Source organism: Nocardioides mesophilus (assembly GCF_014395785.1).
In the GTDB taxonomy this organism is placed as follows: domain Bacteria; phylum Actinomycetota; class Actinomycetes; order Propionibacteriales; family Nocardioidaceae; genus Nocardioides_B; species Nocardioides_B mesophilus.
Genome location: NZ_CP060713.1, coordinates 431,904 through 445,070, shown reverse-complemented (window position 1 = coordinate 445,070; position 13,167 = coordinate 431,904). Strand labels below are relative to the sequence as shown.

The window sequence follows — 13,167 nt, the reverse complement described above, 5'->3', positions numbered from 1 at the left end:
CCGAGTGCATGAGGCTTCCCCCTGTCCGGGCCGGCGCCGTGTGGAGCGCCCCCGAAACTGTCGGTGCCTGCTGGGAGAGTCGTGTCATGGACGAGATCGGGCGCGACATCGACACGGGGCAGCAGTGTGCTGACGCTCTCGTGGCCAACCGCGCCCGACTGCTCCGCGCCGAGGCCGAGGAGCTGGTGCTGGCGGTCCGGTGGGCGGAGCTGCACGGTGCCCCGGACGATCCCGACGCGGTCATCGATCGGCTCGCCCGGGGACTGGTCCCGGGCTCCGAGCGGTTCCGCCGGGCCGGAGGAGCGGGCACGCCGGAGGTGGCGGAGTTCGCCGCGGCCGAGCTCGGCGTCCTGCTCCGCACCAGCACCCCTGCGGCCGCGAGCCTGATCGCCGACGCCGTCGACGTGCGGTTCCGGCTGCCGCTGCTCTGGGACGCCGTCGTCGCCGGTGCGGTGCGCGTGTGGCAGGCACGCCGGATCGCCAAGCTGACCCGGGCAGCCGACCTGACACGTGAGCAGGCAGCCTGGGTGGACGCCGAGACCACGCCCTACCTCGCGTCCCTGCCCTGGGCACGGGCCGAGGCATTGGTGGAGGCCAAGATCATCGCGGCCGACCCCGCGGCCGCGGAGGCCCGGCGCCAGGCGGCCGCCGCCGAGCAGTTCGTCAGCACGGGCCGGACCAACGAGTGCGGCCTCAAGACGTTGATCGCCAAGGCATCCGCCGGCGACGTCATCTGGCTGGTCGCGATGATCGACCGGATCGCCGAGATCCTCCGGGTCGAGGGTGACGACAGCGGCATCGGCGTACGCCGGGCCCGCGCCCTCGGCATCCTCGCCAATCCGGCCGGAGCCCTGGCGCTGCTGCTGCGTCACGCGGTCGACGAGCCGCTCGACCTCGACCTTCACCCCAACCTCGACCTCGACCTGTCACCGGCCGGAGACGCAGCGGACGACCGGCACGCCAAGGATCCCCGCGGTGAGTCCTCCCGCGGCCCCGGTGAGCCGGCGCCGCGCGATCTGATCGCCTTCCTGCGGGAGAAAGGTGTCGACGTCTCCCGGCTGCTGCCGCGGGCGGTGCTCTACCTCCACCTCTCCGAGGAGTCCTTCGCGGCGGCGCTGGCCGGCCGCCGGCAGGGCGTGGCCCGGATGGAGGGCGTCGGACCGGTCACCGTCGAGCAGGTGCGCGACCTCCTCCGACATGCCCAGGTGACGGTCAAGCCGGTCATCGACCTGTCCGAGGACCATCCGGTGGACGGCTACGAGGTGCCGGCCCGGATGCGCGACCAGCTCTATCTCCGATCACCCGCCTCAGCCTTCCCCTTCGCCCCCGGGCTCTCGCGCCGAACCGACGCCGACCACACCGTTCCCTACCTGTCGCCCGACACCGGTGGACCGCCGGGCCAGACCAGGATCGGCAACCTGGGTCGGCTGCAACGACTGCAGCACCGGGTGAAGACCCACGGCAAGGGCTGGCTGCACCGACAACCCCGGCCCGGGGTGCACTACTGGCGCACGCCCCACGGCTACTGGTGCCGGGTGGACTTCCGAGGCACCCACTTCCTCGGCGAGGTCATGCCGGCCGAGCTGGCCTCCCGCGGGGAGACCGCGCCGGTCTCCCAGCTCGACCTGGTCCTGGCCCGGATCCTCTACGCGGCCTGATCGCGCACTACCCTCGCTCGCGTGAGTCCACCGACCGCTGCCGGGAGCGAGGAGATCGTGGCGACGCTGCGCGCGGCCGGCTGCGTGTTCGCCGAGGAGGAGGCCGCCCTGCTGGTCGAGGCGGCGACCACCCCGGAACAGCTCGACCGGCTGGTCCGCGAGCGGGTCGGCGGCGTCCCGCTGGAGCACCTGCTGGGCTGGGCTGCCTTCCACGGCCTGCGGATCGAGGTCGACCGCGGGGTGTTCGTCCCGCGGCGACGCACCGAGCTGCTCGTCGCCGAGACCCTGACCTGCCTCGATGATCGCGCGCGGCCGGTTGTCGTGGACCTGTGCTGCGGCGCCGGAGCGATCGCGGCCGCCATCGCCGCCTGCGCCCCGGACGTCGAGGTGCACGCCGCCGAGCTCGACCCGAAGGCGGTGACCTGCGCGCGCCGCAACGTCGAGCCACGCGGCGGGACGGTCCACGAGGGGGACCTGTACGCCGCGCTGCCGACCGGGCTGGCCGGACGGGTGGACGTGCTGGTGGCGAACGCGCCGTACGTTCCCACCGGCTCGATCGCGATGATGCCGCCCGAGGCCCGGCTGCACGAGCACCCGGTGGCCCTCGACGGCGGCACCGACGGGCTCGACGTGCAGCGCCGGGTCGTCGCCGGAGCGGGCGCCTGGCTGGCGCCGGGAGGTCGGCTGCTGATCGAGTCCAGCCGACGCCAGGCCGGGCAGCTCGCCGAGGAGATGCGGGCGCACGGGCTGGAGGCCCGGATCGTCAGCGACGAGGAGCTCAACGCGACCGCGGTGGTCGGCGCATTGACCGGCTGACGCGCGAAAGCGCCCTACAGCGGGATGTTGCCGTGCGCCCCGCGCTGGACGAGGCCGGCGTCCGCGATGGCCCGGGCCAGCGCGGTGCGCGTCCGGGACGGCTCGACGACCTCGTCGACCACGCCGATCTCGATGGCCTTCTCGACCCCGCCGGCGATCCGCTCGTGCTCCGCGGCCAGCTCCGCCTCGACCTGCGGCCGGATCTCCGGCTCCACCTCGAGCAGCTTGCGCCGGTGCAGCACCCGGATGGCGGCGACCGCGCCCATCACGGCGATCTCCGCGCCGGGCCAGGCGAACACCTTCGTGGCGCCGAGCGACCGGGAGTTCATGGCGATGTAGGCGCCGCCGTACGTCTTGCGGGTCACCAGCGTCACCCGGGGGACCACCGCCTCGCCGAAGGCGTGCAGCAGCTTCGCGCCGCGACGGACCACGCCGTCCCACTCCTGGCCGACCCCGGGCAGGTAGCCGGGCACGTCGACCACGACGACCAGCGGCACCCCGAACGCGTCGCACATCCGCACGAAGCGGGACGCCTTCTCCGCCGAGAGCGAGTCCAGGCAACCGCCCAGCCGCAGCGGGTTGTTGGCGATGACACCGACCGACCGGCCACCGAAGCGGCCCAGCGCGGTGACGATGTTCGGGGCCCACCGCGCGTGCAGCTCCTGCATCGTGCCCTCGTCGAGGATCTTCTCCACGAGCGGGTGCACGTCGTAGGCACGCTTCTTCGACTCGGGCAGCATCTGCGCCAGGTCGACGTCCTCGACGTCCTTCAGCTCAAGCGTGCCCTGCGCGCCGAGCAGCGACGCGACCGAGCGGGCATGGCCCAGGGCGTCGGCCTCGCTGTCGGCGAGGATGTGCACCACCCCGGAGCGGCGACCGTGCGGCTCCGGGCCACCGAGCCGCAGCATGTCGACGTCCTCACCGGTCACCGAGCGGACGACGTCCGGGCCGGTCACGAAGATCCGGCCCTCGGGGCCGAGGATGACGACGTCGGTGAGGGCGGGACCGTACGCCGCACCGCCGGCCGCCGGGCCGAGGACCACCGAGATCTGCGGGATCTTGCCGGAGGCCTGCGTCATGGCGTGGAAGATCTCCCCGACGGCGTGCAGGGAGAGCACCCCCTCGGCCAGCCGGGCACCCCCGGAGTGCCACAGCCCGATGATCGGCGCGCGGTCGGCGAGCGCCCGCTCGTAGGCGTGCACGACGGCCTTGCAGCCGACCTCGCCCATCGCCCCGCCCATCACCGTCGCGTCGGAGCAGAACGCCACGACGTGCGCGCCTGCCACCCGGCCGACGGCAGCGAGCATGCCGCTGCCGTCGTCCTCGGTGATCAGCTCGAGCGTGCCCTCGTCGAAGAGCGCGGCGAGCCGGTGGTTCGGGTTCCGCGGATCCTCCTCGCGCGGCGGCTTCGCCGGCTTGGCGGCAGCGGGGGCTCCGGTGACCTGGGCGGTGCTCATGCAGGTGACTCCCTGTCGCGGGGCGTCGGTCAGACGCTGCGGAAGGCGATGGCGACGTTGTGGCCGCCGAAGCCGAACGAGTTGTTGAGGCCGCCGATGGTCCCCGCGGGCAGGGTGCGCTGGCTGGTGGCGATGTCCAGACCGACGTCCTCGGGGTCCTCGAGGTTGATCGTCGGCGGGACGACCCGGTTCTGCAGGGAGAGGACCACCGCCAGCGACTCCAGCGCGCCGGCTCCACCGAGCAGGTGCCCGGTCATCGACTTGGTCGAGGTGACGACGATCCCGTCGACCGCGTCGCCCAGGGCGTTGCGGATCGCCCCGGCCTCGGCCAGGTCACCCTGCGGCGTGGACGTCGCGTGCGCGTTGATGTGGTGGATGTCGGAGGGCTCCATGCCCGCCTCGACGAGCGCCATCTTCATCGCCCGGGTGGCGCCGGCGCCGACCGGGTCCGGCTGGGCGATGTCGTGGGAGTCGGCGGTGATGCCGGCGCCGGCGGCCTCGGCGTACACCTTGGCGCCACGGCGCCGGGCGTGCTCCTCGGACTCCAGGACCAGTGCCGCCGCGCCCTCACCGAGCACGAAGCCGTCGCGGCCCTTGTCCCAGGGACGGGACGCCCGCTCGGGCTCGTCGTTGCGCTTGGAGAGCGCCATCATCTGCCCGAACGCGGCCATCGGCAGCGGGTGCACCGCTGCCTCGGTGCCGCCCACGACCACGACGTCGGCGCGGCCGAGCCGGATCATGTCGATGCCCAGGGCGATCGCCTCGTTGCCCGACGCGCAGGCCGAGACGGGGGTGTGCACGCCGGCCTTGGCGCCGATGGCCAGGCCGATGTTCGCGGCCGGCGAGTTCGGCATCAGCATCGGGATCGCCAGCGGGGAGACCCGGCGGGGGCCCTTGAGCGTCAGCGAGTCGTAGTTGGTCAGCAGCGTCTGCACGCCGCCGATGCCGGAGGCCATCGCGACCCCGAGACGCTCGTGGTCGACGTCCGCGTCGTGGTCGGCGAGGCCGCAGTCGGCCCACGCCTCCAGCGCGGCGACCAGGGCGAGCTGGCCGGAGCGGTCCAGCCGGCGGGCCTTGACCCGGTCCAGGACGTCGGTGGGGTCGACCAGGGCCTCGGCCGCGATGTGCGTGCTGAGCTGCTCGGCCCACTCGTGCTTGAGGGGTCGTACGCCGGACTGGCCGGCCAGCAGCGCGGCCCAGGTCGTGGGCACGTCACCGCCGACGGGGGAGGTCGTGCCGAGTCCGGTCACGACGACGCGCGTGGCGCTCATCTACGGGTTCACCTCGTCTGCTCGTCCGCGGGTTGTCGCGGGGTCAGGGGGCTGGGATGCTGCGGGTCCTGGGCTGTGCGGTGGATCGGGTGGTGCGGGGCCGGCGTACCGGCTGCGGGACGCGCGCGACCGTGTGCCGCGCGCATCCCAGCCGACGAGGCTCAGCCGTTCTGCGCGCGCTCGATGAACGCGACGGCGTCACCGACGGTCTTGAGGTTCTTGACCTCGTCGTCGGGGATCTTGACGTCGAACTTCTCCTCGGCGGCGACGACGACCTCGACCATCGACAGCGAGTCGACGTCCAGGTCGTCCACGAACGACTTGTCGAGCTGGACGTCCTCGGCGGGGACGCCGGCGACCTCGTTGACGATGTCGGCGAGATCTGCGCGGATTTCCTCGGTGCTGGCCATCAGGTGGCTCTCCTTCTTCAGGTGGACGGGTCTGCCCTGCGGATCCGCAGGGATCGTGCTGATCCGGGGCGCGGCGGCCCCGGAGCTCTAGGGGACCTTCACGACCTGGGCCGCGTAGGCGAGCCCGGCGCCGAAGGCGATCAGCAGCGCGATGTCGCCGCTCTTGGCCTCGCCCTCGTCGATCATCCGGCCCAGGGCCAGCGGGATCGACGCCGCCGAGGTGTTGCCCTGCTCGGCGATGTCACGGGCGATCTTGACGTGCTCAGGCAGCTTCATCGACCGCGCCATCGCGTCGATGATCCGCATGTTCGCCTGGTGCGGCACGAACACGTCGAGGTCGTCGACGGTGATGCCGCTGCGCTCCAGGGTCTCCTGCGCGGTCTTGGCCATCTCGAAGGCCGCCCAGCGGAACACCGCCGCGCCCTGCATCACCAGGTGCGGCATCTCCGGACGGTCGGCCTCGAGGACGTCGCGCCAGTCCTCCTTCTGCCGGATCAGGTCGAACTGCTCGCCGTCGGAGCCCCAGACCACCGGACCGATGCCGACCTCCTCCGACGGGCCGAGCACGGCGGCGCCGGCCCCGTCGGCGAAGATGAAGGCGGTCCCGCGGTCGATGAGACTCGTGATGTCGGTGAGCCGCTCCACCCCGACCACCAGCACGTGCTTGGCGCTGCCGGCACGGATCAGGTCCGAGCCGAGCGCCAGACCGTGGCAGAAGCCCGCGCACGCGGCGGAGATGTCGAAGGCGGGAGCCCGGTCGGTGCCGAGCTCGTGCGCGATCGCGGTGGCCACGGCGGGGGTCTGCAGCATGTGCGAGACGGTCGCCACGATCACGCAGTCGATCTGCGCCGCCTCGATGCCGGCGCGCTCGAGCGCCTGCCGCGAGGACGCGACCGACATCATCTGGACGGTCTCCTCGGGGCTGGCGAAGCGCCGCTCCTTGATGCCCGAACGCTGCTGGATCCACTCGTCGCTGGAGTCGATCGCCTCGATCAGCTCGGAGTTCGGCACCACCCGGGAAGGCCGGTAGGTGCCGATGCCGAGGATGCGCGAGTGCGGCGAACCCACGGAGGGGGACAGGGAGATCATCCGTTGACTCCTTCTGGGTGGAGACGGATCAGGGGCTGACCCGGGGAGACCAGGTCACCGTCCTCGACCAGCCACTCCACGACGGTCCCGCCGTACGGCGCCGTCACCGGCGTCTCGTCGCGGGAGCTGGCTACTGAACCGATCTCGTGCTCGGGCTGGATCGCGTCGCCCTCGCGCAGCGAGCCGGTGGCCTTGAACGTGCCCTTGGCCGGCGAGACCAGCATCCGCCAGGTGGGGTTGTGGTCGAGGGAGGAGGCGCTGCCGTGCTTGTCGCAGAACGCCCGGGCGTCGTCGAGCTGGTCGGGGGTCTTGAGCGCGAAGGTCTCCACGCCCCGCATCGCGCGGCGGGCGATCCCGGTCAGGGTGCCGGCCGGCGGCATCTCCAGCATCCCGGTGACCCCGAGCTGCATCATCGTCTCCATGCACAGGTCCCAGCGGACCGGGCTGCTGACCTGGGTGACCATCCGGCGCAGCACCTCACGGCCGTCGTGGACGACCTGGCCGTCGCGGTTGGAGATCACCGGCGTGCGCGCGTCGTGGGTGGACACCGAGCGGGCCAGCCGGCCCAGCACCTCGACGGCGGGGGCCATGTGCTCGGTGTGGAACGCACCGGCCACCGACAGCGGCACCAGCCGCGCCTTGGCCGGCGGGTCGTCGGCGAGCCGCTCGAGCTGCTCGACGGTGCCGGCGGCGACGATCTGGCCGGGCCCGTTGTCGTTGGCCGCGGTCAGTCCGTGCTCGGCCAGCTTGGCCAGCACCTCGTCCCGGTCGCCGCCGAGCACCGCGGTCATGCTGGTCGGGCGGGCTGCGGCGGCCAGCGCCATCGCCTTGCCGCGCTCGCGGACCAGCACCATCGCCTGCTCGCCGCTGATCGCCCGGGCACCGGCGGCCGCGGCCAGCTCGCCGACGCTGTGACCGGCGACCGCGCCGATCCGGTCGAAGGCGTCGGCCGGGTGCGGGAACAGCTCCAGGGCGGCCAGCAGGCTCGAGGCGACCAGCAGCGGCTGCGCCACCGCGGTGTCGCGGATCGTCTCGGCGTCCGCCTCGGTGCCGTAATGGTGGAGGTCGAGACCGCTCACCGCCGACAGCCAGTGCAACCGCTCCGCGAAGGTGGGGTTCTCGAGCCAGGGCGTGAGGAAGCCGGGGGACTGGGCCCCCTGACCGGGGGCGACGATGACGAGCACACCCCCACTGTGCCCGGGTCACAGCCTTCTACGCGCCCGCGACGCACACGAAGATTCACCCGAGAACTTTGTAGGGTTCCTACAACTCGGGTGCTGTCGTCTCCGGTGAGGTGAGCCGTCCCAGGGTGAGCGCCACCCGATAGGTGTACGCCTGCCGGGGGTCGCTCGCGGAGAGGCCGGTGAGCTCGGCCGCGCGGCGCAGCCGGTAGCGCACCGTGTTGGCGTGCACGAACATCGCCCGCGCGGTGCCCTCGATGGATCCGCCGTGGTCGAGGAACGCCGAGACGGTGTCCAGGGTGGGATCGTCGGCCTCGCGCAGCGGCCGGTACACCTCCTGCACCAGCTGCCGGCGGGCGTGCCCGTCACCCGAGAGCGCCCGCTCCGGGAGCAGGTCGTCGCTGGTCACCGGACGCGGCGCCTCCGGCCAGCCCGGCGCGGCCCGCAGCCCGGCCACCGCGGCACGGGCGGAGATGTTCGCCCGGACGAGGTCCGGCACCACCGGGCCGACGACGACCGGCCCCTCGCCGAAGTGCTTCGCGACCGCCGCTCCCGCCTTGTCGGGGTCCGCGATGCCGCCGAGGATGACCACCAACCGGTCGCTCTGCACCGCGCACAGCGCGTCCAGCCCGACGTGGCGTGCGGAGCGTCGGACGTCGTCGAACAGGGACTCCCGCGCGGAGCCGGAGGTGTCCGCCGACGGCGCCCGCCCGAGCACCACCGCGACGTCGCCGCGGTCCTCCCAGCCGAGCGCGCTGGCCCGGGACCGGGTCGTCTCGTCGGCCTCCGCGCGGAGCACGGAGTCGACCACCAGCGCCTCGAGCCGGGCGTCCCAGGCGCCGCGGGCCTCGGCCGCCCGGGCGTAGACCTCCGCGGTGGCGAACGCGACCTCCCGGGCGTAGCGCACCACCGCCTCCCGGACCGCCGCGGCGTCCTCCTCGCCGACCGCCTCGACGACGTTCTCCTCGACCACCTCGATGGTCAGCCGGACCATCTCCACCGTTTGGTGGAGGCTCACAACACCGGTCAGGGCACGCGGGGCGGCGCCGAAGACCTCGGCGGTGATCGGAGGGGTGTACCCGGGGGAGCGGTACCAGGCGACGAAGGCGTTGATGCCGGCCTGCACGATCAGCCCGATCCAGGACCGGTCCTCGGCGGGCAGCTGCTGGAACCAGGGCATGTCGCGCTCCATGCGCGCCAACGTGGAGCCGGTCAGCCGGCCGACCGCCTTCTGCAGCCGCCGCGCGACCTGGGCCCGGCTGCGACCCGCGGTTGCGCTCATGACCGGGAGCCTAGACCGGTCCCGGGGGTCATCCGGGAGAAGGCGGGACGAACAGGCAGGATCCGGCAGGACGCCCCGCCCTCACAGGGGGATCCGGGCGATTTCGGGTGATGTTCGGGCTACAGTCGCCCCTACGCCCGGCGAGGAGCACCCATGGTCATGAGCCCGGAGGTCCAGTACCTCACCATCCACGGGCACCGGCGAGCCTTCGTCAAGATGGGCCAGGGCCCCGCGGTCCTGCTGCTGCACGGTCTCGGCTGCGACCACACCACCTGGCTGCCGGTGATCCGGGCGCTGGCCCGGCGCTACACGGTGATCGCCCCGGACCTGCTCGGTCACGGCCGCTCGGCCAAGCCGCGGGCGGACTACAGCGTCGGCGGCTACGCCAACGGCATGCGCGACCTGCTGACGGTGCTCGGCGTGGACAAGGTCACGGTCGTCGGCCACAGCCTCGGCGGTGGGGTCGCGATGCAGTTCGGCTACCAGTTCCCCGAGCGCACCGAGCGGATGATCCTGGTCGCCCCGGGCGGACTGGGGCCGGAGGTGAGCCCCGCGATCCGGGCGATCACGCTGCCCGGCTCCGGGCACGCGCTGAGCGTGCTGACCCTGCCGGGGGTGCGGCACCTCGGCCGGGCGGGGCTGCGGACGCTGGCCGCCAGCGGCCTGTCCAAGGCCCGGGACCTGGACGAGGTCGCCGAGATCCTGGAGTCCTTCAAGGACCCGCAGGCGCGCGCCGCCATCCGCCACGTGGTCCGGGCCGTCGTGGACTGGCGCGGCCAGGTCGTGACGATGGTGGACCGTGCCTACCTCACCCAGGCGATGCCGATGCTGGTGATCTGGGGGGCCCAGGACTCGGTGATCCCGGTGCGGCACGCCGGCGTCGCCGCCCAGATCGCACCGGGCGCGACGGTCGAGGTGATCCGCAACGCCGGCCACTTCCCGCACAAGGACCACCCGCAGCGCTTCGTGAAGATCGTCAACGACTTCATCCGCACCACCGAGCCGGCGGCCTACCACCGCGGCCGCTGGCGCAACCTGCTCAAGAACGGCAAGCAGACGCCCCTGCCTGCAGCGGTCGCCTCGCTGCAGGCAGAGGACATCGCCTGATCAGGCGTCGCCGCCCTCCTGCTTGACTCCGCGGACGGCCGTCGGGTCGTCGATGCGGTACTTGTCGAAGGCCTCCTGCACGACCTCACGCTTGACCTCGCCGCGGTCGGCCAGCGCCGCCAGCGCCTGCACCACGACCGACTGCGCGTCGACGTGGAAGTAGCGCCGGGCCGCCGGCCGGGTGTCGGCGAAGCCGAACCCGTCGGTGCCGAGAGCGTGGTAGTCACCGGGGACCCACTTGGCGATCTGGTTCGGGACGGCGCGCATGAAGTCGCTGACCGCCACGATCGGGCCCTCGGCGTGCTTGAGCTTGTCGGTGACGTAGGGGACCTTCGGGCTCTCGGAGGGGTGCAGCAGGTTCCACTCCTCGACGGCCACCGCGTCGCGCGCCAGCTCGTTCCACGAGGTGACCGACCAGACGTCGGCAGCCACGCCCCACTCCTCGGCGAGCAGCCGCTGCGCCTCCTGGACCCAGGCGAAGCCGACACCGGACGCGAGCAGCTGCACCCGCGGCGGGTTGCCGCCGTCGCCGTGCACCTCCGGGGGCACCGTCACGTGGTAGAGGCCACGGAGCAGACCCTCGACGTCGAGGTTCTCCGGCTCCTTGGGCATCACGATCGGCTCGTTGTAGACGGTGATGTAGTAGATGACCGGCTCCCCGTTCGGGTTCTCCTCGGTCGAGCCGTACATCCGCCGCAGGCCGTCCTGGACGATGTGGCTGACCTCGTAGGCCAGCGCCGGGTCGTAGTGGACGACCGCCGGGTTGGTCGCCGCCAGCAGCGGGGAGTGACCGTCGGCGTGCTGCAGGCCCTCACCGGTCAGCGTGGTGCGGCCCGCCGTGGCGCCGATCAGGAAGCCGCGGGCCAGCTGGTCGGCCATCGCCCAGATCGAGTCACCGGTGCGCTGGAAGCCGAACATCGAGTAGAAGAGGTAGAACGGGATCATGTGCTCGCCGTGCGTGGAGTACGTCGACCCGGCGGCCGTGGCGGAGGCCACCGCACCGGCCTCGGAGATGCCCTCGTGCAGCATCTGGCCCTGCGCCGACTCCTTGTAGGAGAGCAGCAGCTTGCGGTCGACCGACTCGTAGGTCTGGCCGCCCGGGTTGTACACCTTGGCGGTCGGGAACATCGAGTCCATGCCGAACGTGCGGTACTCGTCCGGCACGATCCGGCTGCCGATCTCCTTGTCCTTCATCAGGTCGCGCAGCAGCCGCACGAGCGCCATCGTGGTGGCGATCGCCTGCTTGCCCGAGCCCTGCTTGAGCTCTGAGTACATCTCGTCGCCGGGCAGCTTCAGCGGCGTCGCGCGGACGACTCGCCGGGGGAGCGAGCCGCCGAGCTGGCGACGACGCTCCATCATGTACTCGATCTCGGGGGAGTCCGGGCCCGGGTGGTAGAACGGCGCGACCTCGGAGTCGTCGATCTGCTTGTCGCTGATCGGCAGGTGCAGCCGGTCGCGGAACTTCTTCAGGTCGTCCTTGGTCAGCTTCTTCATCTGGTGCGTGGCGTTGCGACCCTCGAGGGCGTCGATCGTCCAGCCCTTGATGGTCTTGGCCAGGATCACGGTCGGCTGGCCGACGTGCTTGGAGGCGGCGTCGAAGGCGCCGTACACCTTGCGGTAGTCGTGACCGCCGCGGGGCAGCTTGACGATCTGCTCGTCGGACATGTGCTCGACCATCTTGCGCAGCCGCGGGTCGCCGCCGAAGAAGTTCTCGCGGATGTAGTCGCCGGTCTCGACCGAGTAGGTCTGGAACTGGCCGTCGGGGGTGGTGTTCATCTGGTTCACCAGCACGCCGTCGACGTCGCGGGCGAGCAGGTCGTCCCACTCGCGGCCCCAGACGACCTTGATGACGTTCCAGCCGGCGCCGCGGAAGATCGCCTCGAGCTCCTGGATGATCTTGCCGTTGCCGCGCACCGGGCCGTCGAGCTGCTGCAGGTTGCAGTTGACGACGAAGTTGAGGTTGTCGAGCTCCTCGCGGGCGGCCAGGCCGATCGCGCCCAGCGACTCCGGCTCGCCCATCTCGCCGTCGCCGAGGAAGGCCCAGACCTGCTGCTGGCTGGTGTCCTTGATCCCGCGGTTGTGCAGGTAGCGGTTGAACCGTGCCTGGTAGATCGCGTTGAGGGCGGTCAGGCCCATCGAGACCGTCGGGAACTCCCAGAAGTCCGGCATCAGGCGCGGGTGCGGGTACGACGAGAGGCCCTGCCCGACGCCGTGCTGCACCTCCTGGCGGAACCGGGAGAGCTGGGTCTCGGTGAGCCGGCCCTCGAGGAACGCCCGGGCGTAGATGCCGGGGGAGGCGTGGCCCTGGATGTAGACCTGGTCGCCGCCGCCGGGGTGGTCCTTGCCGCGGAAGAAGTGGTTGAAGCCGACCTCGTAGAGCGAGGCGGAGGACTGGTAGGTGGCGATGTGGCCACCGACCTCGAGTCCCTTGCGGTTCGCCGCCGACACCATCGCCGCGGCGTTCCAGCGGATGAACGCGCGGATCCGGCGCTCGACGTCCTCGTCGCCGGGGAACCACGGCTCGCGCTCGGGCGGGATCGTGTTGATGTAGTCGGTGGAGCGCAGCGCCGGCACGCCGACCTGCTTCTCGCGCGCCCTTTCGAGGAGCCGCAGCATCACGTAGCGGGCCCTCTCGCGGCCCCGCTCGTCGACCATCCCGTCGAACGAGGCGAGCCACTCCAGCGTCTCGTCCGGATCGATGTCGGGAAGCTGGGTCGGCAGCCCCTCGTGGATGACGGCCGGCCGGCCGACGACCTTGCCCGGGTTCTTCTCAGCGCCTGTTGCCACGATCCCTCTGCTCTCGCACTCGCGTTGTCCACGGTCTCGTCCCAGGTGTCCCGTCACGGGGCCCCCGGAGCACCGCCGGATTACGGGGTCCTCCGCTTGTCATCGTGTC

10 protein-coding genes are annotated in these 13,167 nt (G+C 72.2%); 3 read left to right on the top strand and 7 right to left on the bottom strand.

All coding sequences use genetic code 11. The features are described 5' to 3' along the window. The first annotated feature begins 86 nt into the window (after positions 1 to 86). Both H9L09_RS02020 and H9L09_RS02015 read left to right on the top strand, forming a co-directional pair. On the top strand, positions 87 to 1,658 hold the full coding sequence (locus H9L09_RS02020) for a hypothetical protein (protein WP_187579123.1): 1,572 nt from the start codon (positions 87 to 89) through the stop codon (positions 1,656 to 1,658). Positions 1,659 to 1,679: 21 nt separating this feature from the next. Further along, positions 1,680 to 2,474 (top strand): putative protein N(5)-glutamine methyltransferase, encoded by a 795-nt coding sequence (locus H9L09_RS02015; protein WP_223164178.1) that lies wholly within the window; start codon positions 1,680 to 1,682, stop codon positions 2,472 to 2,474. Between the two features lie 14 nt (positions 2,475 to 2,488). Here the strand turns inward: H9L09_RS02015 and H9L09_RS02010 are convergent, their stop codons facing one another. The 6 genes from H9L09_RS02010 to H9L09_RS01985 all read right to left on the bottom strand — a co-directional run bounded on the left by H9L09_RS02010 (position 2,489) and on the right by H9L09_RS01985 (position 9,164). Continuing rightward, positions 2,489 to 3,931, bottom strand: a complete 1,443-nt coding sequence (locus H9L09_RS02010) for an acyl-CoA carboxylase subunit beta (RefSeq protein WP_187579122.1) — start codon at positions 3,929 to 3,931, stop codon at positions 2,489 to 2,491. A 29-nt stretch (positions 3,932 to 3,960) separates the two neighbouring features. Beyond that, positions 3,961 to 5,202: a beta-ketoacyl-[acyl-carrier-protein] synthase family protein gene (locus tag H9L09_RS02005; RefSeq protein WP_187579121.1), complete on the bottom strand. Its 1,242-nt coding sequence runs from the start codon at positions 5,200 to 5,202 to the stop codon at positions 3,961 to 3,963. A 161-nt stretch (positions 5,203 to 5,363) separates the two neighbouring features. Then, positions 5,364 to 5,612 carry an acyl carrier protein gene (locus H9L09_RS02000; protein ID WP_246456207.1) on the bottom strand — a complete coding sequence of 83 codons (249 nt, stop codon included), beginning with the start codon at positions 5,610 to 5,612 and terminating at the stop codon, positions 5,364 to 5,366. An 87-nt stretch (positions 5,613 to 5,699) separates the two neighbouring features. After that, positions 5,700 to 6,701, bottom strand: coding sequence for a beta-ketoacyl-ACP synthase III (locus H9L09_RS01995; protein WP_187579120.1), 1,002 nt, complete (start codon positions 6,699 to 6,701; stop codon positions 5,700 to 5,702). After that, a complete protein-coding gene (locus H9L09_RS01990; RefSeq protein ID WP_187579119.1) occupies positions 6,698 to 7,885 on the bottom strand; it encodes an acyltransferase domain-containing protein in 1,188 nt (395 codons plus the stop codon). Before H9L09_RS01990 ends, H9L09_RS01995 begins: the two co-directional genes overlap by 4 nt. Positions 7,886 to 7,964: 79 nt before the next feature. Then, positions 7,965 to 9,164, bottom strand: a complete 1,200-nt coding sequence (locus H9L09_RS01985) for a PucR family transcriptional regulator (protein WP_187579118.1) — start codon at positions 9,162 to 9,164, stop codon at positions 7,965 to 7,967. A gap of 159 nt (positions 9,165 to 9,323) precedes the next feature. On the opposite strand from H9L09_RS01985, the gene H9L09_RS01980 reads away from it, so the two are divergent. Then, positions 9,324 to 10,271: an alpha/beta fold hydrolase gene (locus H9L09_RS01980; protein WP_246456206.1), complete on the top strand. Its 948-nt coding sequence runs from the start codon at positions 9,324 to 9,326 to the stop codon at positions 10,269 to 10,271. Here the strand turns inward: H9L09_RS01980 and aceE are convergent, their stop codons facing one another. After that, complete coding sequence (gene aceE / locus H9L09_RS01975; protein ID WP_187579116.1) at positions 10,272 to 13,058, bottom strand: pyruvate dehydrogenase (acetyl-transferring), homodimeric type; 2,787 nt, start codon at positions 13,056 to 13,058, stop codon at positions 10,272 to 10,274. Between the last annotated feature and the right edge of the window lie 109 nt (positions 13,059 to 13,167).

Excerpts from the sequence above, each read along its gene's own strand:
- H9L09_RS02020 (WP_187579123.1), top strand. The coding sequence starts at position 87 with ATGGACGAGATCGGGCGCGACATCGACACGGGGCAGCAGTGTGCTGAC.
- H9L09_RS02010 (WP_187579122.1), bottom strand. The coding sequence starts at position 3,931 with ATGAGCACCGCCCAGGTCACCGGAGCCCCCGCTGCCGCCAAGCCGGCG.
- H9L09_RS02005 (WP_187579121.1), bottom strand. The coding sequence starts at position 5,202 with ATGAGCGCCACGCGCGTCGTCGTGACCGGACTCGGCACGACCTCCCCC.
- H9L09_RS02000 (WP_246456207.1), bottom strand. The coding sequence starts at position 5,612 with ATGGCCAGCACCGAGGAAATCCGCGCAGATCTCGCCGACATCGTCAAC.
- H9L09_RS01995 (WP_187579120.1), bottom strand. The coding sequence starts at position 6,701 with ATGATCTCCCTGTCCCCCTCCGTGGGTTCGCCGCACTCGCGCATCCTC.
- H9L09_RS01985 (WP_187579118.1), bottom strand. The coding sequence starts at position 9,164 with ATGAGCGCAACCGCGGGTCGCAGCCGGGCCCAGGTCGCGCGGCGGCTG.
- H9L09_RS01980 (WP_246456206.1), top strand. The coding sequence starts at position 9,324 with ATGAGCCCGGAGGTCCAGTACCTCACCATCCACGGGCACCGGCGAGCC.